This window comes from Leclercia sp. CFBP8987 (assembly GCF_034044995.2).
GTDB lineage: Bacteria > Pseudomonadota > Gammaproteobacteria > Enterobacterales > Enterobacteriaceae > Enterobacter > Enterobacter tamurae.
This window is the reverse complement of sequence record NZ_CM188255.1, coordinates 4,241,537-4,264,959: the sequence shown is the minus strand read 5'-3', so window position 1 is coordinate 4,264,959 and position 23,423 is coordinate 4,241,537. Positions and strand designations below refer to the sequence as shown.

25 protein-coding genes, 1 other RNA gene and 1 pseudogene are annotated in these 23,423 nt (G+C 58.1%); 12 read left to right on the top strand and 15 right to left on the bottom strand.

Going from position 1 to position 23,423, the window contains the following annotated elements; all coding sequences use genetic code 11:
* Window positions 1-151: 151 nt before the first annotated feature.
* Both ubiT and SOM40_RS20485 read left to right on the top strand, forming a co-directional pair.
* The gene (gene ubiT, locus SOM40_RS20490; RefSeq protein ID WP_320531144.1) at window positions 152-676 is read left to right on the top strand and encodes a ubiquinone anaerobic biosynthesis accessory factor UbiT; all 525 of its coding nucleotides are present in this window, start codon (window positions 152-154) and stop codon (window positions 674-676) included.
* The gene (locus SOM40_RS20485) at window positions 670-1,173 is read left to right on the top strand and encodes a GNAT family N-acetyltransferase (protein ID WP_320531145.1); all 504 of its coding nucleotides are present in this window, start codon (window positions 670-672) and stop codon (window positions 1,171-1,173) included. Before ubiT ends, SOM40_RS20485 begins: the two co-directional genes overlap by 7 nt.
* Here the strand turns inward: SOM40_RS20485 and SOM40_RS20480 are convergent.
* Window positions 1,160-1,500: pseudogene (locus SOM40_RS20480) on the bottom strand (GIY-YIG nuclease family protein). The gene SOM40_RS20485 and the pseudogene SOM40_RS20480 overlap by 14 nt on opposite strands.
* A gap of 14 nt (window positions 1,501-1,514) precedes the next feature.
* Here SOM40_RS20480 and SOM40_RS20475 point away from each other — a divergent pair.
* The gene (locus SOM40_RS20475; protein WP_262672168.1) at window positions 1,515-1,943 is read left to right on the top strand and encodes a YhbP family protein; all 429 of its coding nucleotides are present in this window, start codon (window positions 1,515-1,517) and stop codon (window positions 1,941-1,943) included.
* Here the strand turns inward: SOM40_RS20475 and SOM40_RS20470 are convergent.
* Window positions 1,929-2,447, bottom strand: a complete 519-nt coding sequence (locus SOM40_RS20470) for a type 1 glutamine amidotransferase domain-containing protein (RefSeq protein ID WP_106994797.1) — start codon at window positions 2,445-2,447, stop codon at window positions 1,929-1,931. The two genes, SOM40_RS20475 and SOM40_RS20470, sit on opposite strands and share 15 nt — an antisense overlap.
* Before the next feature lie 126 nt (window positions 2,448-2,573).
* Here SOM40_RS20470 and SOM40_RS20465 point away from each other — a divergent pair, with 126 nt between their 5' ends.
* Entirely contained in the window at window positions 2,574-3,218 is a 645-nt protein-coding gene (locus SOM40_RS20465) for an NAD(P)H-binding protein (RefSeq protein ID WP_106994796.1), read from the top strand.
* Between the two features lie 33 nt (window positions 3,219-3,251).
* Here the strand turns inward: SOM40_RS20465 and dolP are convergent, their stop codons facing one another.
* Genes dolP through SOM40_RS20445 form a run of 4 tightly spaced genes read right to left on the bottom strand, consistent with a single transcriptional unit; the run spans window position 3,252 to window position 6,892 of the window.
* Window positions 3,252-3,827: a division/outer membrane stress-associated lipid-binding lipoprotein gene (dolP, locus tag SOM40_RS20460; RefSeq protein WP_106994795.1), complete on the bottom strand. Its 576-nt coding sequence runs from the start codon at window positions 3,825-3,827 to the stop codon at window positions 3,252-3,254.
* 9 nt (window positions 3,828-3,836) lie between these two features.
* Complete coding sequence (gene diaA, locus SOM40_RS20455) at window positions 3,837-4,427, bottom strand: DnaA initiator-associating protein DiaA (RefSeq protein WP_032614385.1); 591 nt, start codon at window positions 4,425-4,427, stop codon at window positions 3,837-3,839.
* 21 nt (window positions 4,428-4,448) lie between these two features.
* Window positions 4,449-4,844: a YraN family protein gene (locus tag SOM40_RS20450; protein WP_166184197.1), complete on the bottom strand. Its 396-nt coding sequence runs from the start codon at window positions 4,842-4,844 to the stop codon at window positions 4,449-4,451.
* Window positions 4,802-6,892 carry a penicillin-binding protein activator gene (locus SOM40_RS20445; protein WP_320531146.1) on the bottom strand — a complete coding sequence of 697 codons (2,091 nt, stop codon included), beginning with the start codon at window positions 6,890-6,892 and terminating at the stop codon, window positions 4,802-4,804. Before SOM40_RS20445 ends, SOM40_RS20450 begins: the two co-directional genes overlap by 43 nt.
* A 62-nt stretch (window positions 6,893-6,954) precedes the next feature.
* Between SOM40_RS20445 and rsmI the strand changes: the two genes are divergently transcribed.
* Window positions 6,955-7,818, top strand: a complete 864-nt coding sequence (rsmI, locus tag SOM40_RS20440; protein WP_106994792.1) for a 16S rRNA (cytidine(1402)-2'-O)-methyltransferase — start codon at window positions 6,955-6,957, stop codon at window positions 7,816-7,818.
* A gap of 151 nt (window positions 7,819-7,969) precedes the next feature.
* Here rsmI and SOM40_RS20435 read toward each other — a convergent pair whose 3' ends face one another.
* The 8 genes from SOM40_RS20435 to garD form a co-directional block, all read right to left on the bottom strand.
* The gene (locus tag SOM40_RS20435) at window positions 7,970-8,743 is read right to left on the bottom strand and encodes a DeoR/GlpR family DNA-binding transcription regulator (protein WP_320531147.1); all 774 of its coding nucleotides are present in this window, start codon (window positions 8,741-8,743) and stop codon (window positions 7,970-7,972) included.
* 110 nt (window positions 8,744-8,853) lie between these two features.
* Window positions 8,854-9,897: a galactitol-1-phosphate 5-dehydrogenase gene (gatD, locus tag SOM40_RS20430; RefSeq protein WP_225760124.1), complete on the bottom strand. Its 1,044-nt coding sequence runs from the start codon at window positions 9,895-9,897 to the stop codon at window positions 8,854-8,856.
* Between the two features lie 42 nt (window positions 9,898-9,939).
* Entirely contained in the window at window positions 9,940-11,313 is a 1,374-nt protein-coding gene (locus SOM40_RS20425) for a galactitol-specific PTS transporter subunit IIC (protein WP_225760125.1), read from the bottom strand.
* A gap of 4 nt (window positions 11,314-11,317) precedes the next feature.
* On the bottom strand, window positions 11,318-11,602 hold the full coding sequence (gene gatB / locus SOM40_RS20420) for a PTS galactitol transporter subunit IIB (protein WP_106994788.1): 285 nt from the start codon (window positions 11,600-11,602) through the stop codon (window positions 11,318-11,320).
* Between the two features lie 27 nt (window positions 11,603-11,629).
* Entirely contained in the window at window positions 11,630-12,097 is a 468-nt protein-coding gene (gatA, locus tag SOM40_RS20415) for a PTS galactitol transporter subunit IIA (RefSeq protein ID WP_320531148.1), read from the bottom strand.
* 14 nt (window positions 12,098-12,111) lie between these two features.
* Complete coding sequence (gene gatZ / locus SOM40_RS20410; protein WP_320531149.1) at window positions 12,112-13,383, bottom strand: tagatose-bisphosphate aldolase subunit GatZ; 1,272 nt, start codon at window positions 13,381-13,383, stop codon at window positions 12,112-12,114.
* A 22-nt stretch (window positions 13,384-13,405) separates the two neighbouring features.
* Window positions 13,406-14,260: a tagatose bisphosphate family class II aldolase gene (locus tag SOM40_RS20405; protein WP_320531150.1), complete on the bottom strand. Its 855-nt coding sequence runs from the start codon at window positions 14,258-14,260 to the stop codon at window positions 13,406-13,408.
* Window positions 14,261-14,437: 177 nt separating this feature from the next.
* Complete coding sequence (gene garD / locus SOM40_RS20400; protein WP_106994784.1) at window positions 14,438-16,009, bottom strand: galactarate dehydratase; 1,572 nt, start codon at window positions 16,007-16,009, stop codon at window positions 14,438-14,440.
* A gap of 415 nt (window positions 16,010-16,424) precedes the next feature.
* Here garD and garP point away from each other — a divergent pair, with 415 nt between their 5' ends.
* The 6 genes from garP (at window position 16,425) to SOM40_RS20370 (ending at window position 21,645) form a co-directional block, all read left to right on the top strand.
* Window positions 16,425-17,759 (top strand): galactarate/glucarate/glycerate transporter GarP, encoded by a 1,335-nt coding sequence (gene garP / locus SOM40_RS20395; RefSeq protein ID WP_262661979.1) that lies wholly within the window; start codon window positions 16,425-16,427, stop codon window positions 17,757-17,759.
* A gap of 15 nt (window positions 17,760-17,774) precedes the next feature.
* Window positions 17,775-18,545, top strand: a complete 771-nt coding sequence (gene garL / locus SOM40_RS20390; RefSeq protein ID WP_320531151.1) for a 2-dehydro-3-deoxyglucarate aldolase — start codon at window positions 17,775-17,777, stop codon at window positions 18,543-18,545.
* 24 nt (window positions 18,546-18,569) lie between these two features.
* Window positions 18,570-19,460 carry a 2-hydroxy-3-oxopropionate reductase gene (garR, locus tag SOM40_RS20385; protein ID WP_320531152.1) on the top strand — a complete coding sequence of 297 codons (891 nt, stop codon included), beginning with the start codon at window positions 18,570-18,572 and terminating at the stop codon, window positions 19,458-19,460.
* A 60-nt stretch (window positions 19,461-19,520) separates the two neighbouring features.
* Entirely contained in the window at window positions 19,521-20,666 is a 1,146-nt protein-coding gene (gene garK, locus SOM40_RS20380) for a glycerate 2-kinase (protein ID WP_225760132.1), read from the top strand.
* Window positions 20,667-20,698: 32 nt separating this feature from the next.
* Window positions 20,699-21,076: RNase P RNA component class A (gene rnpB / locus SOM40_RS20375), an RNA gene on the top strand.
* 158 nt (window positions 21,077-21,234) lie between these two features.
* Window positions 21,235-21,645: a Spy/CpxP family protein refolding chaperone gene (locus tag SOM40_RS20370; protein ID WP_261644858.1), complete on the top strand. Its 411-nt coding sequence runs from the start codon at window positions 21,235-21,237 to the stop codon at window positions 21,643-21,645.
* A gap of 49 nt (window positions 21,646-21,694) precedes the next feature.
* On the opposite strand, the gene SOM40_RS20365 is transcribed toward SOM40_RS20370, so the two are convergent.
* Entirely contained in the window at window positions 21,695-22,396 is a 702-nt protein-coding gene (locus tag SOM40_RS20365) for a pirin family protein (protein ID WP_261644857.1), read from the bottom strand.
* Between the two features lie 104 nt (window positions 22,397-22,500).
* Here SOM40_RS20365 and SOM40_RS20360 point away from each other — a divergent pair, with 104 nt between their 5' ends.
* A complete protein-coding gene (locus SOM40_RS20360; RefSeq protein ID WP_320531153.1) occupies window positions 22,501-23,397 on the top strand; it encodes a LysR family transcriptional regulator in 897 nt (298 codons plus the stop codon).
* The last annotated feature ends 26 nt before the right edge of the window (window positions 23,398-23,423 follow it).

The following is a 23,423-nucleotide window of genomic DNA, read 5'->3' as shown; positions in this document are numbered from 1 at the left end:
CAGGCGACAAATTTTGATTTAAGGCAGCTAATGGCGTATTGATGGCACCAATAATGGATTACGCCGGACGTCAGTTTGTTGATTTACGCCGCTATACCAACGACTGGATATGGCAAAATATCAGGACTATAGATATCAGGGAGTATTGCTCGTGCTGGATAAACTGCGTTCACGTCTCGTACAATTTGGTCCATCGCTGCTGAGCGTGCCGGTGAAGCTGGCACCCTTTGCGCTGAAGCGCCAGGTGCTGCAACAGGTAATCAGCTGGCAGTTCCGTCAGGCGCTGGCGGAGGGCGAGTTGGAGTTTCTGCAAGGGCGCTGGTTAAGTATCGAAGTGCGGGATATCGGCCTGCGCTGGTACACCTCCGTTGAGAATGAACAGCTGGTGGTCCGCGAATCCGCAGAAGCGGATGTCAGCTTCAGCGCTGATGCCAGCGATCTGCTGATGATCGCGGCGCGTAAACAGGATCCTGATACGCTCTTTTTCCAGCGCCGTCTGGTGATTGAAGGCGATACCGAGTTAGGTCTGTATGTCAAAAACCTGATGGATGCCATTGAACTGGAACAGATGCCAAAGCCGCTGCGCGTGGCGCTGCTGCAACTGGCCGATTTTGTCGAGGCGGGTTTGAAAACGCCGCCGGAAAGTAAACACACTTCTGTAGGTGAGCCATGTTGATTCGAGTAGAGATTGGTATCGATGCCCCGGGTATCGATGCCTTATTACGCCGGACCTTTGAAGGGGACGGTGAAGCGCAACTGGTTCAGGACCTTCGTGAGGATGGCCTGATTACGCTGGGCCTGGTGGCTACCGACGATGAGGGGCAGGTTGTCGGCTACGTCGCCTTTAGCCCGATCACCGTGCAGGGCGAAGAGCTGCAGTGGGTCGGCATGGCGCCGCTGGCGGTAGATGAAAACTACCGTGGACAAGGTCTGGCGCGTCAGCTGGTCTACGAGGGGCTGGATTCGCTCAATGAGTTTGGCTATGCCGCGGTGGTTACGCTGGGCGATCCGGCGTTCTACAGCCGTTTAGGCTTCGAGAAAGCGGCCCATTACGATCTGCGTTGCCGCTGGCCGGGCACCGAGTCGGCTTTCCAGCTGCACCCGCTGGCGGATGATGCGCTTAACGGCGTCAGCGGCCTGGTGGAATACCACGACCACTTCAATCGCTTTTAATCAGCGGCGTTTGCAGGCTCTCGCGTAGCGCCTCAAACGACCCATCGCCACTGACGAGGCGCTCTTTCTGGCGCTTCGTCAGCTGTTTGATCCGGTACTCCAGTCGCAGCGCCAGCGAACGATCCCCTACGACGGCGGAAAACGCCAGCGTCAGCTCCCCTTTGCCGCGTAATGCCTTCGCCCCTTTTCCCGTCTGATGTTGCAGGAAGCGGCGCGGCACATCGGTAGTAATGCCCGTATAGAGCGCATTATCAGCGGTTCGAACAAGATAGAGAAACCAGCACACGGCGACAGATTCAGTATGTTAAGGTGAACGCACCTTAGCACGAGAGAGAAGCGAAATGGAAACTCTGGCCGCCATCAACCGCTGGCTGGCAAAGCAGCATGTCGTCACCTGGTGCGTTCATCATGATGATGAGCTGTGGTGCGCAAATGCCTTTTATTATTACGACCCGCAGCGCGTGGCGTTCTACGTGTTAAGCGAAGATAAAACCCGTCATGCGCAAATGAGTGGCAGGCAGGCCAACGTGGCGGGCACCGTCAACGGGCAGCCGAAAACGGTGGCGTTGATCCGCGGGGTGCAGTTTAAAGGGGAAATTCGACGTCTGGAGGGGGAGGAAAGCGACGCGATGCGTAAGCACTATCTTCGTCGCTTTCCGGTTGCCGCCGCCATGCCAGCTCCCGTGTGGGAGATCCGCGTGGATGAACTCAAGTTCACTGACAACACGTTAGGCTTTGGCAAAAAACATCACTGGCTACGCGCCGAGTAAGCGTAGCGCCTCACGGTTAAAGGCGATCAGATCCTCTGGTGTCCGGCTGGTGACCAGCTGATCTTTATCGACGACCACCTCTTGATCGTAAAAATCCGCTCCGGCGTTTTTCAGATCGATGGCGATCGATTTCACGCCTGTCAGTTTGCGGCCACGCACCACTTCAGCGCTGATCAGCAGCTGCGGGCCGTGGCAGATGGCAAACACCGGTTTACCGGCGGCGACAAAATCACGGGTAAAGGTCACGAAGCGCGAGTCGCTGCGCAGTGAGTCCGGGGAGTGGCCGCCGGGCAGCAGCAGGGCATCAAAGTCCGCAGGCCGCACCTCGTCGATAGCCTTATCAATGGAAACGCTGGCTTCACCCTTATGGCCTTTCACCGTTTTTCCCGCCTGTTTTTCGATTGTAATCACCTCATGTCCCGCTTTGCGAAACGCCTCAGCAGGCGAGGTAAATTCTGAATCTTCAAACTCGTCGGTGATCAAGACTGCAATTTTCTTGCTCATGCTTCCTCCGTTGTTTTGGCTTCAGACAGCTTTTTCTTCGCTTGTGGTAAATACTTAGCAATGAGACTACTAAGTGTGGTTGAGGAGCATGAAATCGCATACGGACTAATCTGCAAAGGAGGAATAATGAGTCAGGTTTTAATTACCGGCGCGACCGGCCTTGTGGGTGGGCATCTGCTGCGTATGCTGATTCAGGAGCGGAAGGTCAACTATATTGCCGCCCCAACACGTCGCCCGCTGGGCGATATCGAGGGCGTGTTTAACCCGCACGATCCGCAGCTGACCGACGCGCTGGCGCAGGTTCAGGATCCGGTGGACACCGTCTTTTGCTGTCTGGGTACCACGCGGCGTGAGGCGGGTAGCAAAGAGGCCTTTATCCATGCCGACTACACCCTGGTGGTGGATACGGCCCTGACCGGCAAACGGCTCGGGGCGAAGCATCTGCTGGTGGTCAGTTCGATGGGGGCCAACGCGCACTCGCCGTTCTTCTACAACAAGGTGAAAGGCAAAATGGAAGAGGCACTGATTGCCCAGAAGTGGGAGCGGCTGACCATCGTGCGACCGTCAATGCTGCTGGGCGATCGGGAAAAACACCGCTTCAGCGAATCACTGTTTGCACCGCTATTTAGCCTGTTGCCTGGCAATCTCAAGTCGATAGACGCGCGCGATGTAGCGCAGGTGATGCTGCAGGAGGCGCTGAGCGCGTCCACGACGGGCGTCAATATCATTCCGTCAGCGAAGATCAGGGAGATGGCGCAGGGGGAGGGCTAATGGCCCTCTGCCGATGGCAGAGGGCAGGGAAGGTTACTTGATGTAGGTAAAGGCGGTGGTGACGTGCTTCACGCCGCTCACCCGGCTGGCGATATCCGCCGCCGCTTTGCCTTCACGGTCAGTCACCAGGCCGAGCAGGAACACTTCGCCGTTCTCGGTGGTCACCTTCACGTTAGAAGATTTCACCTGATCGCTGCCCAACAGCTGGGAGCGCACTTTGGTGGTGATCCAGGTGTCGTTGGAGGCGTCGCCCAGGCCAATCGGCTGACCCTGGCGCACTTCGTTAAACACTTCGGTGGTGCCTTCTACACCCATAGCGATCTGCTTGGCGCGGGCGGCGAGTTCGGTATTGGGTGCCTGGCCTGCCAGCAGAACTTTGCCCTGGTATGCCGTCACGTTGATGCGCGCTTCTTTCTTAATCTGTTGGTCTTTGGACAGGGCGCTGTTCACGCGCAGCTCCAGAGTGCTGTCATCCACCTGTGTGCCCACGGAACGCGGGTCAGTTGCGGCTTTGGTGCTCACTGCCGCGGTACCCACTACCGCTGCAGCGACACATCCCTGAAGCAGCAGCGCAGAAATAAGGACTGCAAGGGGCGAAAGTGCCTTCATGTAAACTCCTTAATCATCCTGGTGAGGGAAAAGCGTGTTATCAATCAGATCGCATAAACAGTTCACCGTCAGCATGTGCATCTCCTGAATGCGCGCGCTGCGGTGGGAAGGAATACGGATCTCAACATCATGAGGACCTAACAGCCCCGCCAGCTCGCCGCCATCGTAGCCGGTCAGCGCGACGATGGTCATGTCGCGTGTGACGGCAGCTTCAACGGCTTTGACGATGTCGCGGCTGTTGCCGCGCGTAGAGATAGCCAGCAGCACATCACCGGCATGCCCTAACGCACGCACCTGTTTGGCGTAGATCTCATCATGAAGACGATCGTTAGCAATCGCCGTTAAGACCACGTTATCGGTATTAAGTGCAATGGCAGGTAAGCTGGGGCGCTCTGTCTCAAAACGATTAATCATACTGGCAGCAAAATGCTGTGCGTTGGCGGCCGATGTGCCGTTGCCACAACAGAGGATTTTGTTGCCGTTGAGCAGGGACTGTACCAGCGTCATCGCCGCGCGGGAGATGGCGTCCGGCAGCGCTTCTGCCGCTGCGATCTGAGTCTGAATGCTTTCGGTGAAGCACACCTTAATTCTTTCGAGCACGGTATCCCTTAACGATCTGATTTACGCGTCTGCGCCGAAGGCGTTTTTGAACCATTCGATGGCGTTTCCGGTGAAGGCTACCACATCGAACCGGCAATCCACAGTATCAAAGCTGCCATTATGCCGGACAAGCCACAACTGGGCGGTGAGTAATAATTTTTGTTGCTTGGCCCGGGTCACGCTGGCGGCGGCCCCGCCATAGCGGGATGACTGGCGGTAGCGCACCTCGACGAACACAATGGTCGGGCCGTCCTGCATGATAAGGTCAATTTCACCGCCGCGTGCGCGAACGTTGGCGGCGATAAAGCGCAGTCCGTTGCGCTCAAGCCAGCGACGCGCCTGAAGCTCGCGCGCGTCGCCGGTCTGTTTGCGGGTTAGCTGGCCGGAACGATCTGTCCTTGCTGGTATTTGAGCCATGATAACTTCCTGTTAATCACGCAGTCCTGAGTGGCGGTGAGATCGCCGGTATTGCCGCTAATTTCAAAGCCTGGCACCTGGCGCATCTGGGTGAAATGGTTTGCCAGCGTCCAGGCGTCCACACCCATGGCATACAGACGCGCCAGGGAGTAGTCGTTGCGTACGCTGCTCAGCGCCTGCTGCATCAGCGCCGGGTTGCTGCCTGCCAGCATCGGGATCTCGCTGTACTGCAGGCCATCCATCTCGAGACGGAAGTCCGGGCCAGCGGTGCCCTGCGCGCTGCGCGAGCTGGCATACAGCGACACGCCAGCCTGGCTGCCGTTACGCATGGCGATCATCGGCTTGATAAAGGCGATCTCTTCCGGGGTGGCGACGATGTAAGCCGCATCGACGCTGCCGCCGCCGCTAATCTGCGCGTCCGTAGGCGGGGCCGGGATAGTCAGGCCGCCAATGGTCACGCCCTGCTGCTGCGGCAGGCTGGAGGTGACCGGGCTGCCGGTCAGAGCAATGCCTGAGCCGCCGTTAACGCCCGCGCGCAGTTCGGAGCTTGAGCCAAACTTCTGCTGCAGAACAATGCCGCCGCCGAGCTGTTGCCACTCCTGGGCAAAGGCGGTGGCGACGCGGTCACCCAGCTGGCTGCGCGGGATCAGCAGCAGGGGAGCCTGCTTACCTTGTTCGTGGATATGACGCGCGGCATCACGGGCTTCGTCTTCTGGCGACAGAGCGAAATAGCAGACGTTCGGGCGATTCTGCACCTGCTCCGGCTGGTTAAGGGCCAGCACGTTCAGCGGGGTGTTGCTCTTCATCAGCTCTTCGACGTTGTTTTTCAGCAGCGGGCCGACCACGATGCTGGCACCATCCTGCTGGACCTGATTCAGTATCTGGTCGAGCGGCTGGGTGCTGGTGTCATACACCTTCACCTCGGCGGCCGGGTTGGCGATAGCCGTGGCCTGAGGGGCTTGTGCGGTGGCAGGCGCCTGCATCGGGTCCTGCACGCTGTTATCCGGCGCGGTGGCGGGTTGGGTAGTCTCAGGGGCCTGGACCGGGTCCTGCATCGACCCTTCCTGCACGACGACAGGTTGGGCCGTGGTCAGGTCATTGGTTTCGGCACTGGACGGGCTCACCACATCACCGGCATTGGCCGCCTGGGCGACCTGGGCAGGAACGGCGTTACCCGCGACGGCAGCGGTGCCATTTCTCGCCGCGTCAAAACCCTGCTGGATCGTGCGACCAAACACCGCGGCCTGGCCACCCAGCGGCAGCAGCAGGGCGATTTTGCTGGTGGAGGCAGGCTTGAAGTTCTGCACATTAACCAGCTGCGTTGGCAGCATGGTTGCCCCCGGGTTGTTCGGGTAGCGGGTTTGCCAGTCTTTAATCCCGGCTTTCAGCATATCCGGATCGTTGCGGTTATCGAACCAGACACGCTGCAGATCTAGCCAGCCCTGCAGGACATTTTCGTCGGCGTTAATCACCAGTGCATTGGCTTGATCCGGGTTCATGGCGGAGAGCGTTTGCCAGGTGGCATCGATATTTTTCTGTTTTCCAGCGGCAGGGAGCAACGGCTCCTGGGCAATCAGCGCCCGCAGCAGCGTCAGCGAAGGGCGACCCTGCTCAGCGGCAATAGCGGCCTGCCAGAAACGGGCCTGCTGGTTTTTATCCAGCACGCTGATGTCGATATTCCCGAGGATCTTCTTCGCCCCGGCAACGTCGTTCTGTGCAATTTTCAGTTCAGCGGCCAGCAGGAACTGCTCATAGCGCTGGCTGTCACTTAAGGTTTGCGGAAGTTGCTTAAACAGTTCGGCGGCACGCTGGGTTTTACCCTCTTTCAGCAGTGCACGAATGGCGAGTAATTGCCAGTTGATCCGGGTATCATCGGAGCTCTGCTCCATCTGGTGCAGATAGAAGCCGGAGTCAGCCTGGGCTGTACCCTCCATATGGGCCGCACTTTGATCGGGCGCCTGTGTGCCACAGCCAGCAAAGATCAGGGCTGCCAGCACCAGCGGAAGGCTGCGCGTGACTTTATTATGAAGAAACGTTAAGGGTACCATACTGTATCCAGTGATATTTTTTACGCAATGCTCAATATTAAATCGGCAATACGGATGAAACAATGAAACAACACGAAACGGCAGATAATTCTCAGGGTCAGCTTTATATTGTACCTACTCCTATCGGGAATTTATCTGATATTACCCAACGTGCGCTCACCGTGTTGCAAAGCGTTGATCTTATTGCGGCTGAAGATACCCGCCACACCGGCCTGCTGCTGCAGCATTTTGCGATTAATGCCCGCCTGTTTGCCCTGCACGATCATAACGAGCAGCAAAAAGCGGCCATGCTGGTGGCCAAACTGAAAGAGGGGCAGAACATTGCCCTGGTGTCCGATGCCGGTACGCCGCTGATCAACGACCCGGGCTATCACCTGGTCCGTACCTGCCGCGAGGCGGGTATTCGCGTGGTACCGCTGCCGGGGCCGTGCGCTGCTATTGCCGCGCTGAGCGCGGCGGGCCTGCCGTCAGATCGTTTCTGCTATGAGGGTTTCCTGCCCGCCAAATCCAAAGGCCGTCGCGACGTGCTGAAGGCGCTGGAAGCCGAACCCCGCACCCTGATCTTCTACGAATCCACCCACCGTCTGCTGGAGAGTCTGGAGGATATGGTGACCGTCTGGGGCGAAGCCCGTTACGTGGTGCTGGCGCGCGAGCTGACCAAAACCTGGGAGACCATTCACGGCCTGCCGGTTGGCGAGCTGCTGGCATGGGTGAAAGAGGACGAAAACCGCCGCAAGGGTGAGATGGTGCTGATTGTCGAAGGGCACAAAGCGGAAGAGGACGCGCTGCCTGCGGAAGCGCTGCGTACCCTCGCCCTGCTGCAGGCCGAACTGCCGCTGAAGAAAGCGGCCGCACTGGCGGCGGAGATCCACGGCGTGAAAAAGAACGCGCTGTATAAGTATGCCCTGGAGCAGCAGGGGGAGTAAGACCTGGGCTTCTGCCGGGTGGCGCTGCGCTTACCCGGCCTACATAACTGACTGAAAAAATGCTGATTACATGCAATGTGTCGGAAGAAATGTCGGAAAAATGTCGGAAAAAAATACCGGGCAAGTCTTGAGATAACCTGCCCAGGTTGTATCAGACGGTAATCACTTCTACGTCGCATTTGCTGAGCGAATCTTTATCCTGTCGGCTGATCCCCTGGTCAGTAATCACACAGTCAATCTCCGCCATCGGCAGCACCTGGTTGAACCCACGACGGTTGAACTTGCTCGCGTCCAGCACGGCAATCACCTTATGCGCTGCCGCCGCCATCACGCTGCTGATGGAGTAGCCTTCGTTGAAGGTGGTGATGCCATTGGTGGTGTCGATCCCGTCGGCCCCGACAAACATTAAATCCGCGCTGATACCCGCCAGCGAGCGCTCGGCGATGGTGCCATGCATGGAGTGGGTCTTATGGCGCACCGTACCGCCGCAGACCACCAGGGTGATGTCTTTGTTGTCCGACAAGGCGAACGCCGCAGGCAGGCTGTTGGTAATCACCGTGATATTGGCTTTCTTTGCCAGCGCTTCAGCGATCAGCATGGTGGTGCTGCCGCTGTCCAGAATCACCGTCATCCCTTCCTCGATCATCGCCACCGCCGCCAGGGCGATGCGTTTTTTCGGATCGCTGGCGAGGCTGTAGCGATCTTCCAGCAGCACTTCCTGGCTTTCGTTTTCGCTCAGATTGCTGCCCGGCCTGGCGGCCCCGCCGTGAAAACGGGTTACCAGCCCTTTCTCTTCCAGTAGCCGCAGATCGGCGCGAATGGTCACTTCGGAGATGCCAAAAGAATTCGAAAGGTCGAGCACTAACACGCTGCCGTTGGCATTCACCAGATCGACGATTTTGTTCCTTCGCTCAAATGAGTTCATTTTGTTTTGCCTGATAATTAACTTACTCCAGTTTAATCGAAGGGATGCGAAAGGTGAACGCTAACGTTCGAAAGTAACTGTGAGCCAGCTCCGGTTGCTGGCTCCTTTGCTTAGTCCAGACGCAGCAGGATTTTGCCCTGCATCGGTGAGCCATTGAGTGCCTGAATGGCACGGGCGAAACTCTCGCAGTCGCAGGTATGAGCGATCAGCGGCGCCAGCTGCAATTTTTTCTCTTTGAGAAGCCGGGCGGCGGTCTCCCACTCTTCGCCTGGCCAGGGCGCAGAGTAGTTCATCCAGCTGCCCAGCAGGGTCAGCTCTTTACGCAGGATCTTGCCAAAGGTCGCGGCGGACAAATTCAGGTCGTGATGCAGGGTCCCCACCAGCGCCAGCTGGGCGCGGGGCCCGGCGATGTCGATGGCGAGGGCGACAGTTTGCGGCGTGCCAGCCGTCTCCAGTACCAGCTGATCGAAACGTGTTTCGTGCAGGGCGGCCAGCATCGCCTCTGCGCTCAGCGTTTTGCTGTTGAATACCCGGGTTGCTCCCAGCGAGGTCGCCAGCGCCAGCTTATCGTCATTGATATCAATGGCGGTGACGCTGGCCGCACCCAGCGCCAGCGCGCACTGCATGGCCAGCAGACCGATGGTGCCCGCCCCCACGATGATCACATTTTTGCCCTCACAGCCCCGGGCAAGATGGAACGCGTGCAGCCCCACGGTAATCGGCTCGATAAAGGCCCCGTCTTCAATGGACATCGCTGCAGGCAGGCGGAACAGGTTGGCGCGCTTCACTACGATATACTCCGCGTTACCCCCTTCGCTGCGGGAACCAACGAACTGGTACTGCTTACACAGTGAGAAGTAACCTTTTTCACACTCGGGGCAGGAGAAGCAGGGCAGCAGCGGCACGCAGGCCACCGCATCGCCCGCCTTCAGGTCGTCGATGCCAGAGCCGCAGGCATCAACGTAGCCGCTGAATTCGTGCCCCAGGGTGATGGGGTAGTAGTGGGCTCCGTTGGCGAAAATACGCGGGATATCCGAACCGCATAATCCCGAGCAGACCACGCGCACACGCACCTCATCCGCAGCCTGAATGTCCGGAACAGGGCGCTCTTCAACACGCACCTGGCCCTCAGCATGAATTACCACTGATTTCATGATTCACTCCAGAAAAAAGAGGGGAGCAGCGCTCCCCGGATATTAAGAAACCGTCTGGCTCTGTGGAGCCTCAGCGCGTTTTTCTGCTGCGCTAAAGGCCCGGGCACGACGCCAGGTGAGCAGCACGCCGGTGATATAGATGGCACCAATCACCACGAATCCCACCACGTTTTGCCAGGTAAAGAGCTGGATCAGCAGCCAGGTGACGGGCGATCCGCCCTGGTCCATCGACGCCACCATCCCGCCCGCTTTCAGCGCGCCGGCATTCTCAGCCAGCCGGGTGTGCAGGCCGATGGTCTGGGTGGCGATCCACAGGGTGATGCCCATGATAATGACGCCAGAGATCAGGGTGCGGAACAGGTTGCCCTGATGCACCGCCACCGCCATGGCGACGAAGAAGCCGATGGTGGCGAGGTCGCCAAACGGCAGGACCTGGTTACCAGGCACCAGCACCGCAATCAGGATGGTCAGCGGGATAAAGATCAGGCTGGCGGAGACCACCGAGGTGTGGCCCAGCAGCAGCGCTGGATCGAGGCCGATTAAGAACTCCTGCCCGCCAAACTTCGCCTGCAGACGCTTACGCGCATGTTTGGCAATCGGGGTCAGGCCATCCATGATCGGCTTGATGACGCGCGGCATCAGCAGCATCACCGCGGCGGTTTTCACCGCCAGTTGCAGGACATTTTTGGCGTCATAACCGGCCAGCAGACCGATGACCAGCCCCATCACGAAACCGACGGTGACGGGTTCGCCAAACGGACCAAAGCGTTTCTGCACGTCGTCGGCGCTGAAGTGGATGCGCTTTAGTCCCGGGACCTTCTCAATGAGCGTGTCGACCAGCACCGCAATCGGGCCAAGGTAGGCGGAGGAGCCGTGCGGGATAGCAATCCCTTCGAGGCCGAAGAACTCACGCGTGTCTCTGGCAAACCAGTCCCCCAGCTTGTAGACAAAGGCCGCGTGGAGCACCACGCCGAGGATCCCGAGCCAGTACGAGCCGGTCGCCAGGTGCAGCATCGCGCCGGTAAAGGTCATGTGCCAGATGTTCCAGATATCGACATTAACCACGCGGGTCATGCGAGTGACCAGCATCAGCACGTTGACGCCAATCGCCACCGGGATCGCCACTAGCGCAATCTGTGAGGCCCAGGTCATGGGCGATGAGCCCGGCCAGCCGACGTCCACCACGTGGAGGTTAATCTGGAACTGTTCCGCCATCGCTTTGGCCGCCGGGCCGATGGAGTCGAGCATCAGGCCGATCACCAGCCCAATTCCGACAAAGCCAATCCCGATATGCAGACCGGATTTAAAGCAGTCGCCCAGCTTCATCCCCAGCAGCTTCGAGAAGATGATGATGACGATGGGCAGCATGACCGTCGGCCCCAGATCGAGGATATACCGCATGATTTCGGTAAACATGATCTTACCCCTTGAGGATGGTCAGGATTTTTTGCTGCAGGGCTTCAATGCCGACGCCCGACACAAATGGCATGCCGTGAACCACCGGGATGTCGCCAAAGGTGCGGTCGACCTTCGCGGTGGTGCAGATCAGGTCTGCGCCATCCATATAGGTTTCAATTTCAGTCACCCGACACTGGACCAGATCCAGGGTGATGTTGTGGGCATCACACAGCTCTTTGATCTCTTCGGCGGCCATGGTGGAGGTAGCAACGGCGCCGCCACAGGCAACGATAACTTTGCGTTTCATAGGGTACTCCTTCTTATTATCAGTCTGTTATGAGGCGCGTTTGCAGGGTTCGGCCATCAGGATGGCCTCCTCAAACAGGGCCTTTAGCTGGTGGTCCGGCGCGGTCAGCAGCGCCTCCAGCAGGGTCGGGTTTTGCAGCTCACTAAATAACCGGCGCAGCAGGTTGAGCTGCGCCGCAGGGTTTTCCACGATCAGGGCGATAATCAGCGACACGGCAATCTCCGTATCGTCATCCGCCTGTTGAAAATGCACCGGTCTGTCCGGGCGAATCAGGTAAAGTGCCGGTTCTTTGGCGTGGACCGCCTCACAGTGCGGGATCGCCACGGCATGTTTTTCCAGGGCGATACCGGTGGGGAACACCGCCTCCCTTTCCAGTAGTGCGGCAGGGTAAGTGGCATGGACCACCCCCTTCGCCAGCATCTCCTCGCCGATATGAGCCAGCGCCTGCTGGCAGGTGGCAAAATCAATGCCGGTACGGACAAACAGTTTGCTCATGGTTCCTCCGGGGTTCAGGCGGCGTCAGGGGCGCAGCCGTAGCGGTACGCGCGTAACACGTCCTCTATTTTGTCGATGACCAGCGCCTGCGGTATTGGGGCGAGGGCCTGGGCGGTAACGCGTTCAAATTGCACCGGCAGGTACTGGCTGATCAGCCCCAGCGGCAGGGTCAGGGTGTCCAGGTTGGCGAGCAGCTTGTCCACGCTCTGACGGATCCGCGGGTGCGGCCAGTAGTAGCGGATGCGGTCTGACAGGCTAAAGTGAATATCCACCATCGCCTGGCTCCAGGTCGGGCGATAGTACTTTTTCCAGTAATCCGGCTCGTTGAGCATCACCTCGTCGATCACCTCCAGCACGCGGCTGCGGTTTTCGGGGGCGATCAGCGCCGCTTCCATCTGCGCCAGGGCGAAAATCGCCTCGCGCAGGGCGAAGGTGAGGGCCGGGCCAACCTTCAGGATTGCAAAGTGATCCCGCACCAGCGCCCGGTACGCCTGTCTGGACTGGTAATCGGTGGAGTGGGCTTCATAGACCATCGGCGTCTGACGGATCCAGCCCGACAGCGCTTCGGCGGCCTGCGGCTGATAGTGGATGATCTGGGTGTGGTCGAACTCCACGCCGGGCTGCACCACGATGGCAATCACCCGGCTCATCGCCGCATCCAGTCCCAGTGCGTGGAATGCCGCCTGATGTGTGTCAAGGGTGCGGGCGGCATCCTCCACCCGGGTGACATGCACGCTGTCGATGCTGCTGGCCTCGCCGCCCGGTACCGGCACTTCGGTGCCAATCACATAGGTCAGCGCCGCCTTCTGCGCGTCGGTGGCGGTCTCTTCTGCCGCCTGGCACAGCCGCGCCGCCCGCTGAGCGACTACCACTGGATCCAGGGGCACGGGATCGTCGGCGCAGGACATCGATGCATCAAGATGGATCTTGCTGAAGCCTGCGGCCACGTAAGCCTGAATCAGGGCGACGGCTTTCTCCATTGCCGTCTCTGCGGGCTCGTTCTGCCAGCAGTTGGGCCCCAGATGATCGCCGCCGAGGATCAGTCGTTCCTGCGGGAAGCCGACCCTTTCGGCGATGTTCAGTACAAAATTGCGGAAGTCCTCCGGCTTCATGCCGGTGTAACCACCATATTGATTCACCTGATTGGACGTGGCTTCGATCAGTACGCTGTTGCCGCTCGTCAGGTCAAAGCGCAGGGCGGCTTCAATCACCAGCGGGTGCGCTGAACAGACGGAACAGATACCGAGATGCTCTCCCGCTTTATGGCGGGCAATAATATTTTTCACCGTTTCCTCCGGGTCTTGTGGGTCAGAGTTTGCCTTCGCAGCCGCAGTCATGAATGACTTTGCGGACCACCTCTTTCATGGCGGCTTTGGCGGGGATCATGTAGTGACGGGGATCGCTGGCGTCAGGATGCTCCGCCAGATAGCTCTTCAGGGCGTCGGAGAACGCCATTTTCAGCTCGGTAGCGACATTCACCTTGCAGATGCCCAGCTCGATCGCCCGGCGAATGTCGGCGGCAGAAAGACCCGACGCACCGTGCAGCACCAGCGGCACCTCGACCTGCTGGCGGATCTCCGCCAGACGCTCAAAATCGAGCTCTGGCGTGGCGGTATAGAGGCCGTGGGCGGTGCCGATGGCGACGGCAAGGGAGTCGATCCCGGTCAGCGCCACGAACTCACGGGCCTGCTGCGGATGGGTATAAAGGGCGTCGTTGCTGTCGACCACCAGGTCATCTTCCTGACCGCCGAGTCGCCCCAGTTCTGCCTCGACGCTGACGTCATAGCGGTGGCAGTAGTCGGTAACCTTTTTCACCAGCGCCACGTTGTCGGCAAACGGCAGGTGCGAGCCATCTATCATCGCCGAGCGCACCCCCGCCTGCACTTTCTGCGCGATATCCTCGAACGTTTCGTGATGATCGAGATGGATCGCCAGCGGCTGGTTGTACGTTTTTGCCAGATCGCCCGCGATAGCTACGATGTTGCCGAGCCCGGCATAGCTGAAGGTGCCTGGCGTCCCGGCGACGATCAGCGGCGAGCGCAGCTCGGCGGATGTCTCGACGACCACCTGCAGCGTTTCGAGATTATGAATATTGAATGCCGGAACCGCGTAACTTTCCCGCTGGGCCTTGCTGAGCATCGCTTTGGTCGAAATGATGTACATCCTTCCTCCGAAACCTTTCGTTTGTTTTCTTCGAAAGAAGATATAGTGTTTCGGAATGCTTTTTTGTGATTGAACTCGTAAAAACGAAAGAAGCGAAAGTGAAAGGAAGGTTGCGAAAGAACGAAAGGCAAAAAAAAAGCATGGCCGGAGCCATGCTAAAAGAGGTTTACTGCAAACTCAGGTCACTGGTGCCGGGTTAAACACCGCCAGCTGGTTATGTAATCCCCATTGATCGGAGAAAGTTTTCTTCCGGCCGCTTGCCACGTCGAGAATGAAGTGGAACAGCTTCCAGCCCACGTCCTCAATGCTCTCTTCGCCGGTGGCGATAGTGCCCGCGTTGATATCCATCAGGTCAAACCAACGGTTCGCCAGCTCGGTGCGGGTCGCCATTTTAATGACGGGTACCGCCATCAGACCGTACGGGGTGCCGCGCCCGGTAGTGAACACCTGGACGGTGATCCCGGAGGCCACCTGCTGGGTGCCGCAGACGAAATCGCTGGCTGGCGTGGCGGCATAGATCAGGCCGCGTTTGGTTGGACGCTGGCCCGGAGAGAGTACCTCGACGATGGCGCTCTGGCCCGATTTGGCGATAGAGCCGAGGGCTTTTTCCACCACGTTCGCCAGGCCGCCTTTCTTGTTGCCCGGAGACGGGTTGGCGCTGCGGTCGGTTTTGCCCATGTCGAGATAGTTATCGTACCAGGCCATCTCTTCCAGCAGGCGTTTGCCCACCTCTTCGTTGATGGCGCGCGGCGTGAGCAGGTGGATCGCATCACGGACTTCGGTGACTTCGGAGAACATCACCGTGGCGCCGCAGCGCACCAGCAGATCCGAGGCATAGCCTACCGCCGGGTTGGCGGTCACACCGGAGAAGGCGTCGCTGCCGCCGCACTGCATCCCTACTACCAGCTCAGAGGCCGGGCAGGTTTCACGCTTGCGCTGGTTCAGCTTCACCAGATGGCGTTCGGCGACCTGCAGAATATCATCCACCATGGAACGGAAACCGACGTGCTGTTCATCCTGCAGACGCACGATGCTGGCGCTGTCCACCGGAATGGCCTGGGTATCTTCGGTGCCCTGCAGCAGTTTTTCTGGCACCAGTTTTTCGCAACCGAGGCCAACGACCATCACTTCACCGCCGAAGTTCGGGTTCAGCGCAATATTGTGGATGGTACGGATCGGCACAATCGCCGCCGGGGCGTTGATCGCCACGCCGCAGCCGTACAGGTGGTTCAGACCCACCACGCCGTCGACGTTCGGGTATTTTGGCAGCAGGTCGCGCTCAATGATTTTCACCACGTAATCGACCACCCCCGCCACGCAGTGGACGCTGGTGCTGATGCCAAGCAGGTTTTTGGTGCCGACGCTGCCGTCCGGATTGCGGAAGCCTTCGAAGGTATAGCCTTCAAGAGCTGGCATTGGCTCCGGTACGCGGGTCGCCAGCGGCAGGGTGTTCAGCGGCGGCGCTTCTGGCAGAGCCACCAGCGATTCATCAATCCAGCTACCCTGCGGGATCGCCCGTACGGCATAGCCGATGACTTCGCCGTAACGCACAATTTCGCCCTGCGCCGGGATATCGACCAGCGCCACTTTATGACCCTGAGGAATATGCTCGATCAGTTCGAGCCCGTCCGGGAAACGCGTTCCGGCTTTTAATCCCTGATCGTTAACAATAATCGCCACGTTATCGGTGTCGTGCACCTTAATATAAAACGCGCCCGGCGACGTTTGTCGAATTTCGATGTCGGCCATTGTCCAGTATTCTCCAGCGAGTGGGGGATAATTAATTGGTCAAAGAGTACGTGTATTTTCTTGTTATCGGAAATAAAGACTCTGCTCAGTGGAATAAAGAATGTCAGGCGCGGACAATTAAAAACGTGATGGCGATCACTCATTTTTGACGTTAGCCTGCGCATAAGGGAGGCAATCGCCAAATCTGTGCATCAGCGCCCAGGGGGTTGTGCATATGCTCAAAATAATATTCAAAAAACCTTCAACTATTAAGCAATGCAACAATGCGCGATACCGGGATGGTTGATTATACTCATTAACGATTTCATGGTATCGGATTAATTATCCGTATTGACCTGCCATTACTGAAATAATCAGGAATGCCTCTTTCTTAAATAATAAAAATAATTTCGCTGATGTACCAGAGGAAATAAAAATGTTGCTGGATACTACTGTTGAAACAAAAAAGGGTGCTCCTACCCGCTATTTAATATTGCTCATTATATTTATTGTTACCGCGGTCAATTACGCTGACCGCGCCACGCTCTCTATTGCCGGAACGGAAGTTGCTAAAGAGCTGCAGTTAAGCGCCGTGTCGATGGGCTACATCTTCTCCGCCTTCGGCTGGGCCTACCTGTTGATGCAGATCCCCGGCGGCTGGCTGCTGGACAAGTTCGGCTCGAAAAAAGTTTATACGTACAGCCTGTTCTTCTGGTCGCTGTTCACCTTCCTGCAGGGCTTTGTCGATCTCTTCCCGCTGGCGTGGGCTGGCATCTCGATGTTCTTTATGCGCTTTATGCTCGGCTTCTCCGAAGCGCCGTCCTTCCCGGCCAACGCCCGAATCGTGGCGGCCTGGTTCCCGACCAAAGAGCGCGGTACGGCCTCGGCCATTTTTAACTCGGCACAATATTTCTCGCTGGCGCTGTTCTCCCCGCTGCTCGGCTGGCTGACCTTCGCCTGGGGCTGGGAACATGTCTTTACCGTGATGGGTGTCATCGGCTTTGTATTGACCGGCCTGTGGGTAAAGCTGATTCATAACCCAACCGACCATCCACGCATGTCTGCCGACGAGCTGCAGTTCATTAAGGACGGCGGGGCGGTAGTCGACATGGACCATAAAAAGCCGGGCGACAAAGCGGCCAGCGGTCCGAAGCTGCATTACATCAAACAGTTATTGTCCAACCGCATGATGCTGGGCGTGTTTTTCGGGCAATACTTTATCAACACCATCACCTGGTTCTTCCTCACCTGGTTCCCGATTTATCTGGTGCAGGAGAAGGGGATGTCGATTCTGAAGGTGGGACTGGTGGCGTCGATTCCGGCACTGTGCGGTTTTGCCGGTGGCGTGCTGGGCGGGGTGTTCTCGGATCATCTGATTAAGAAAGGGAAGTCGATTACCCTGGCGCGTAAGCTGCCGATTGTGTTGGGTATGCTGCTGGCCTCCACCATTATTCTGTGCAACTACACCAACAACACCGCGCTGGTGGTGGCCCTGATGGCGCTGGCCTTCTTCGGTAAAGGATTTGGTGCCCTGGGCTGGCCAGTGATTTCCGATACCGCACCGAAAGAGATTGTCGGTCTGTGCGGGGGTGTGTTTAACGTCTTTGGCAACGTAGCGTCAATCGTCACTCCGCTGGTGATTGGCTATCTGGTCAGTGAACTGCATTCGTTCAACGCGGCACTGGTATTTGTAGGCTGTTCCGCGCTGATGGCGATGTTCTGCTACCTGTTCGTAGTGGGTGACATCAAACGTATGGAATTGCAGAAATAAGCAAAGGTATAAGCGATGAGTAACGATATTTTCCCGAACAAATTTAAAGCGGCCCTCGCGGCACATCAGATTCAGATCGGCTGCTGGTCCGCGCTGGCAAGCCCAATCAGTACCGAGGTGCTGGGGTTAGCAGGTTTTGACTGGCTGGTACTGGACGGTGAACATGCTCCGAACGACGTCACCACGTTTATCCCGCAGCTGATGGCGCTGAAAGGTAGTTCCAGCGCGGCAGTGGTGCGAGCCCCGACCAATGAGCCGGTGATCATTAAGCGTCTGCTGGATATTGGCTTCTACAACTTCCTGATCCCGTTTGTGGAAAACGTCGAAGAGGCGGTGCAGGCGGTGGCCTCCACCCGCTATCCGCCTGAAGGCATCCGCGGCGTGTCGGTCTCCCATCGCGCCAACATGTTTGGCACCGTACCGGACTACCTCGTCCAGTCGAACAAGAACATCACCATCCTGGTGCAGATCGAGAGCCAGCAGGGCGTGGATAACGTCGATGCCATCGCCGCCACTGACGGCGTGGACGGCATCTTCGTCGGCCCGAGCGACCTGGCGGCGGCCTTCGGCCACCTCGGCAACGCGAATCACCCGGAAGTGCAGCGCGCTATTCAGCATATCTTTGCTCGCGCCAAAGTCCATGGTAAGCCGTGCGGCATCCTGGCTCCTGTTGAGGCTGATGCCCGCCGTTACCTGGAGTGGGGCGCGACCTTTGTTGCCGTCGGCAGCGACCTCGGCGTGTTCCGTTCCGCAACGCAGAAATTAGCCGATTCCTTTAAGAAATAACCACCCCTGAGAGAGAGAAACGTTATGACACTGAAAGTTGGTTTTATTGGCCTGGGTATCATGGGTAAACCAATGAGTAAAAACCTCATCAAAGCAGGTTACTCACTGGTGGTTGCAGACCGTAACCTGGAAGCCATTGCCGAAGTGATTGCCGCAGGCGCAGAAACCGCCGCCACGGCAAAGGCGATTGCCGAGCAGTGCGATGTGATCATCACCATGCTGCCAAACTCCCCGCACGTGAAAGAGGTGGCGCTGGGTGAAGGCGGCATTATTGAAGGCGCCAAACCAGGCACCGTGCTGATCGACATGAGCTCCATCGCCCCACTGGCGAGCCGCGAAATTAGCGAAGCGTTAAAAGCGAAAGGCGTGGAGATGCTGGATGCGCCGGTCAGCGGCGGCGAGCCGAAAGCCATCGACGGCACCCTCTCTGTGATGGTGGGCGGCGACAAGGCGATTTTCGACAAATATTACGACCTGCTGAAAGCGATGGCCGGCTCCGTGGTGCACACCGGTGAAATCGGTGCGGGTAACGTCACCAAGCTGGCAAACCAGGTGATTGTGGCCCTCAACATCGCCGCGATGTCCGAAGCCCTGACCCTGGCGACCAAAGCAGGCGTTAACCCGGATCTGGTCTATCAGGCAATTCGTGGCGGCCTGGCGGGCAGCACCGTGCTGGATGCTAAAGCGCCGATGGTAATGGATCGTAACTTCAAGCCGGGCTTCCGCATCGATCTGCACATCAAAGATCTGGCCAACGCCCTCGATACCTCCCATGGCGTGGGTGCCCAGCTGCCGCTGACCGCGGCGGTAATGGAGATGATGCAGGCGCTGCGTGCCGATGGTCATGGTAACGACGACCACAGCGCCATTGCCTGCTATTACGAAAAACTGGCGAAAGTGGAAGTCTCTCGCTAACAAAGACGGGCGCGGGAACGCGCCCGCTATTTTTGCCTTAAGCGGTAACAGGCTATAACTATGAAAATCGTAATCGCCCCTGACTCTTACAAAGAAAGCCTGTCTGCCACCGAGGTAGCGCGGGCGATAGAAAAAGGCTTTCGGGAGATCTTTCCCGATGCAGAGTATGTTTCGGTTCCCGTAGCGGATGGCGGGGAAGGAACGGTTGAAGCGATGATTGCCGCCACCAACGGCACGATGCAGCACGCGGTGGTGACAGGGCCACTGGGCGAAAGCGTTAACGCCTGCTGGGGGATCTCCGGCGATGGCGTGACGGCATTTATTGAGATGGCCGCAGCAAGCGGACTGGTGCTGGTGCCTCCGGCCCAGCGCAACCCGTTGATTACTACCTCCCGCGGCACGGGCGAGCTGATCCTCGCCGCACTCGATAAAGGCGCGCGCAATATCATTATCGGGATTGGCGGCAGCGCCACCAACGACGGCGGCGCGGGCATGGTGCAGGCGCTGGGCGCAAAACTGACCGACGCCAACGGCACCGAGATTGGCCACGGCGGTGGCAGCCTGATGGCACTGAACAATATTGATATTTCGACCCTCGATCCGCGCCTTAAAAGCTGCGCGATCCGGGTGGCCTGTGACGTGAGCAATCCACTGATCGGCGACCAGGGTGCATCCCGCATCTTCGGGCCGCAGAAAGGGGCCACCGAAGCCAACATCGTCGAACTCGACAATAATCTTTCCCACTATGCAGATGTGATTAATACCGCGCTGCGTATTGATGTCAAAAGCGTGCCCGGTGCAGGCGCGGCAGGCGGCATGGGTGCTGCGCTGATGGCGTTCCTCGGTGCGGAGCTGAAAAGCGGCATCGAAATTGTCACCCAGGCGCTGAATCTCGAAGAGCATATTCACGACTGCACCTGGGTGGTGACGGGTGAAGGGCGTCTGGACAGTCAAAGTATTCACGGCAAGGTGCCAGTGGGCGTGGCGCGCGTGGCCAGCAAGTATCATAAACCGGTGATCGGTATTGCCGGCAGCCTGACTAATGATGTCGGCATTGTGCACCAGTACGGTATCGACGCGGTGTTCAGCGTCCTGACCAGCATCAGCACTCTTGAAGAGGCGTTCCGCGGCGCGTTTGACAATATTTATCGCGCCTCGCGCAATATTGCTGCCACCCTGCGGGTCGGGATGCTCACCGAAGGGTGACAGCGGGGCGCAAACCCTCTATACTGCGCGCCGAAGCTGACCAGACAGTCGCCGCTTCGTCGTCGTCCCTTTCGGGGGAGACGGGCGGAGGGGAGGAAAGTCCGGGCTCCATAGGGCAGGGTGCCAGGTAACGCCTGGGGGGGAAACCCACGACCAGTGCAACAGAGAGCAAACCGCCGATGGCCCACGCAAGTGGGATCAGGTAAGGGTGAAAGGGTGCGGTAAGAGCGCACCGCGCGGCTGGTAACAGTCCGTGGCACGGTAAACTCCACCCGGAGCAAGGCCAAATAGGGGTTCGCATGGTACGGCCCGTACTGAACCCGGGTAGGCTGCTTGAGCCAGTGAGCGATTGCTGGCCTAGATGAATGACTGTTCAACGACAGAACCCGGCTTATCGGTCAGCTTCACCTTCTTTAAACAACAACCCCGCTTCGGCGGGGTTTTTGCTTTTTGCATCCCCCGTCAGCTCTTACCTGCACACGTGTTTATATACTTCATCACAGATCGACATCCGTAATTGAAAAATACTTCAGGGGTGCTTCCCTGACAGATAATTAAGGATCGTGAGATGAAAAAGATTTTCCGTATCGCGCTGATGACGGCCGCCCTGACGGGCTTTATGGGCGTGGCGCAGGCAGCAGAGGTGACCACCGCACCCGCACCAGGCGAGGATCCGATCGTTCAACAGCTGAAACTCAGCAGCGAGCAGACCGCGAAGATCAAGGCTCTGCACCAGCAGCTGGAAGATAACGTCTATAAAATCCCGACGGACAACGTGAAAAATGGCACATTGATTAACGTGATCCAGTCAGGCAAGTGGGATGAAAAAGCGGTCAAAGAGCAGCTGGCGGCGTTCAGCCGTATTGAAGAGCAGGCGCGTTACTATCGCGTGAAATATTACTTCGATGTGAGCCAGGTTCTGACGCCGGAGCAGCGTGCCGAGGTCCGCTCGCAAATCGCTCAGGCCATGAGCGAGTAAGTCATTAATGGTTTGCCGGGGAGGCGTAGGCCAACCCGGCAATACCGACTCAGACCGGCAAATCGATCAGCAGCGCCCGCAGCGGCGTATCAGCCACCAGGGTGATATTCACCTCATCGCGGATAAACGCCCCGTCCCCGCAGGTCAGTGCTTCCCGCTCTTCAGCCGGGGTTAACGCATGCACCGTACCATGAATGGACTGCAGATAGGCGCGCGGACCGTGGAGCTGAAAACTCAGGCGCTCCCCTTTATCCAGCTCGATATGGTGCAGCCACACCTGCTGACGTAACTGCAGACTGCCTGTGCTGCCGTCCGGCGAGGCCAGCAGCTGCTGTTTACCCTCCTGCAGATCGATCTTCTGCAGCGGCGGGTTTTCCCGCTCAGGGCAGGCATCCAGCCACAGCTGGATCCGCGTCAGCGTCTTATCTTTGCTGAGATTATGCTCGCTATAGCTAATGCCTGGCTGGGTGGCTATCAGCAATGCTTCCCCGGCTTTCGCCTGGACATGGTTGCCCTCGCTGTCGCGATACTCTGCTTCGCCTTCAAGAATCAGATTCAGGATATCCACTTTCGGATAGGTACGCGGCTGGAACGAGGCCCCGGGGGCGAGTACTTCCTGATTCAGTACACGCAAAGAGGCATAGCCCAGCAGTTTCGGGTCAAAGTAGTGTCCAAAGGAAAAGGTGTAGCGAGCCTGCAGCCAACCGAAATCGGCTTGTCCGCACTGTTTGGCTGTTCTTGTCGTAATCATAAACTTGACCTCTCTTTACACTAAAACAATGGTAAAGGTATGGACGCTGCATTGTTAGCCAGATATTCTGCCCGGTATGTTCAAATTTCCTGAATGAGAACGCCATGGCTAAAGAGAGAGCATTGACCCTTGAAGCACTGCGGGTGATGGACGCGATCGATCGACGCGGTAGCTTCGCCGCCGCAGCAGATGAACTGGGGCGCGTGCCATCAGCCCTGAGCTACACCATGCAGAAGCTGGAAGAAGAGCTGGATGTGGTGCTGTTTGACCGCTCCGGTCATCGAACAAAATTCACTAACGTTGGGCGGATGCTGCTGGAGCGCGGCCGCGTGCTGCTGGAAGCGGCAGATAAACTGACCACCGACGCCGAAGCGCTGGCCCGCGGGTGGGAAACACACCTGACGCTGGTCACCGAGGCCCTGGTGCCTACTACTGCGCTCTATCCGCTGGTGGATCGCCTTGCGGAGAAAGCCAACACCCAGCTGTCGATCATCACCGAGGTGCTCGCCGGCGCGTGGGAGCGTCTGGAGCAGGGCCGGGCTGATATTGTGATCGCCCCGGACATGCACTTCCGCTCCTCGTCCGAAATCAACTCCCGCAAGCTGTATAAAGTGTTGAATGTCTACGTTGCCGCTCCGGATCATCCGATCCATCAGGAGCCGGAACCGCTGTCGGAAGTGACCCGCGTAAAATATCGCGGCGTGGCGGTGGCGGATACCGCCCGCGAGCGCCCGGTGTTAACCGTCCAGCTGCTGGATAAGCAGCCGCGTCTCACCGTCAGTACGCTGGAAGATAAACGTCAGGCGCTGCTGGCCGGGCTGGGCGTGGCGACCATGCCGTATCCGTTTGTGGAAAAAGATATTGCCGAAGGGCGGCTGCGGGTAGTGAGCCCGGAGTACACCAGTGAAGTGGATATCATTATGGCATGGCGTCGTGACAGCATGGGCGAAGCCAAATCCTGGTGTCTGCGCGAGATCCAGAAGCTGTTTGCCCAGAAGTAATCTGTTGGCCCGGCAAGCGTAACGCC

Coding starts and splice junctions, on each gene's coding strand:
- SOM40_RS20485 (WP_320531145.1), top strand. CDS start 670: ATGTTGATTCGAGTAGAGATTGGTATCGATGCCCCGGGTATCGATGCC.
- SOM40_RS20475 (WP_262672168.1), top strand. CDS start 1,515: ATGGAAACTCTGGCCGCCATCAACCGCTGGCTGGCAAAGCAGCATGTC.
- SOM40_RS20470 (WP_106994797.1), bottom strand. CDS start 2,447: ATGAGCAAGAAAATTGCAGTCTTGATCACCGACGAGTTTGAAGATTCA.
- SOM40_RS20465 (WP_106994796.1), top strand. CDS start 2,574: ATGAGTCAGGTTTTAATTACCGGCGCGACCGGCCTTGTGGGTGGGCAT.
- dolP (WP_106994795.1), bottom strand. CDS start 3,827: ATGAAGGCACTTTCGCCCCTTGCAGTCCTTATTTCTGCGCTGCTGCTT.
- SOM40_RS20450 (WP_166184197.1), bottom strand. CDS start 4,844: ATGGCTCAAATACCAGCAAGGACAGATCGTTCCGGCCAGCTAACCCGC.
- SOM40_RS20445 (WP_320531146.1), bottom strand. CDS start 6,892: ATGGTACCCTTAACGTTTCTTCATAATAAAGTCACGCGCAGCCTTCCG.
- rsmI (WP_106994792.1), top strand. CDS start 6,955: ATGAAACAACACGAAACGGCAGATAATTCTCAGGGTCAGCTTTATATT.
- SOM40_RS20435 (WP_320531147.1), bottom strand. CDS start 8,743: ATGAACTCATTTGAGCGAAGGAACAAAATCGTCGATCTGGTGAATGCC.
- gatD (WP_225760124.1), bottom strand. CDS start 9,897: ATGAAATCAGTGGTAATTCATGCTGAGGGCCAGGTGCGTGTTGAAGAG.
- SOM40_RS20425 (WP_225760125.1), bottom strand. CDS start 11,313: ATGTTTACCGAAATCATGCGGTATATCCTCGATCTGGGGCCGACGGTC.
- gatB (WP_106994788.1), bottom strand. CDS start 11,602: ATGAAACGCAAAGTTATCGTTGCCTGTGGCGGCGCCGTTGCTACCTCC.
- gatA (WP_320531148.1), bottom strand. CDS start 12,097: ATGAGCAAACTGTTTGTCCGTACCGGCATTGATTTTGCCACCTGCCAG.
- SOM40_RS20405 (WP_320531150.1), bottom strand. CDS start 14,260: ATGTACATCATTTCGACCAAAGCGATGCTCAGCAAGGCCCAGCGGGAA.
- garD (WP_106994784.1), bottom strand. CDS start 16,009: ATGGCCGACATCGAAATTCGACAAACGTCGCCGGGCGCGTTTTATATT.
- garP (WP_262661979.1), top strand. CDS start 16,425: ATGTTGCTGGATACTACTGTTGAAACAAAAAAGGGTGCTCCTACCCGC.
- garL (WP_320531151.1), top strand. CDS start 17,775: ATGAGTAACGATATTTTCCCGAACAAATTTAAAGCGGCCCTCGCGGCA.
- garR (WP_320531152.1), top strand. CDS start 18,570: ATGACACTGAAAGTTGGTTTTATTGGCCTGGGTATCATGGGTAAACCA.
- garK (WP_225760132.1), top strand. CDS start 19,521: ATGAAAATCGTAATCGCCCCTGACTCTTACAAAGAAAGCCTGTCTGCC.
- SOM40_RS20370 (WP_261644858.1), top strand. CDS start 21,235: ATGAAAAAGATTTTCCGTATCGCGCTGATGACGGCCGCCCTGACGGGC.
- SOM40_RS20365 (WP_261644857.1), bottom strand. CDS start 22,396: ATGATTACGACAAGAACAGCCAAACAGTGCGGACAAGCCGATTTCGGT.
- SOM40_RS20360 (WP_320531153.1), top strand. CDS start 22,501: ATGGCTAAAGAGAGAGCATTGACCCTTGAAGCACTGCGGGTGATGGAC.